A 1350-nucleotide genomic window follows, 5' to 3' on the forward strand; every position below is an offset into this window, starting at 1 on the left:
CCTGCGTGATTTGGAACTATCTTTTTGCTGTTCAAAGGAGAGACTTATGCGGTGTGGTCCCGGCAAGCCTGTCGGTCTTTCATATCAGATGCCGCCGCCAGATGCGGATCTCGGCGCTCGCGCTCCAGCCTCATCGAGCGTTGACTCACGCAAGCCATTTAGAATTCCACCGACAACAATACCGAAGAAAATACCCGACCAAAATCCGCCAAGACTTGTATATGACAAGATTGAACCCCCTAGATTTCGCACCACATCCGATACATCTGGGTTGGAGAGATGCGACTCGACCGGGTTTCACGGTTTAAGCTTGTCTGGGAGTGCTCAATTTTCTGAGCGGCAGCTAGAAGAACTAATTACACTGACACATCCAAAACGGCTCGTCATTGTAGATACTAGGCAAGAGTTCCATGGATTCGCAAATGGAGAACCAATATCCTGGTTTGCCGCAGATAATCATAATTGGGGTAACGTGGAAAAGCCTGCTGACATTATTCCCGCGAAGGAGACAAAGAAGCTCGCAAAACTACCGACTAAATTTCCTTTTGGTCTGACCATAGAATCCGGGAGTGTCGTAAAAGGAAAGGCTTCTTCGGCGCCTCCAATGGTTCTCGACTTCGGTGAAGTGAAAATAGAAACGGAAGAGGAATTAGTTAAAAGAAAGGGTGTCGCGTATCTGCGTATTCCGACACCAGATCATGCGCGCCCCACCGATGCTGAAATAGATAAACTTGTATCGGAGTTGCGAAACCTCGCTCATGCGGGTGATGTTCATTTGCATTTTCATTGCCGGGGCGGCATGGGGCGTACAACGCTGCTGATGACCCTAGCAGATATGTTGTACAATGCCGACAAAGTGCAATGTGCAGACATCATAGAACGCCAGATAAGATTAAGAAGGCGCGACGAATCTACAACAAGCAAGGCGGCAAAGGAGGTGTTGCGGAACGAAAAAAGCGAGCTAATGGACACTTTTTTTCAGTATGCAAAAGAACAACCTCTTGAAAAAGCGGAAGCCATTTCCTGGACGGAATGGCTAGCTTTAAAAGCACGTCATGAGCATCAGATGTTCGATGCATCCAGTTGCGGTATGCCGCCGACCGCGCCTCCCGGCAATAGGATGCCGTGAAATGGACCCCGCGTGGCGGGACCGCTTGAACCGGTTTCTTAGATGGAAGCTGACCGCTCTATGTTGAAAGCCATTCACCTTGGGAAAGCTTGCTGATGTTGCCGTGGGCATGTTGTCAACGCGGCAGCGTTGTCCACCATGTCCACAGCCTTCGCGGCCGGCATCCGTTCGCGCCAGACCGCCATCGGGGTGCGATAGCCGTGCGCCTGATGAAGGCGACA

1 protein-coding gene is annotated in these 1350 nt (G+C 50.7%); it reads left to right on the forward strand.

Going from position 1 to position 1350, the window contains the following annotated elements:
• The coding region (locus CWO89_RS44255; RefSeq protein WP_207231209.1) for a phosphatase domain-containing putative toxin at positions 1-1129 on the forward strand (1129 nt) is incomplete at its 5' end.
• Between the last annotated feature and the right edge of the window lie 221 nt (positions 1130-1350).

The organism is Bradyrhizobium sp. Leo170, assembly GCF_004296405.1.
Classification (GTDB): Bacteria; Pseudomonadota; Alphaproteobacteria; order Rhizobiales; family Xanthobacteraceae; genus Bradyrhizobium.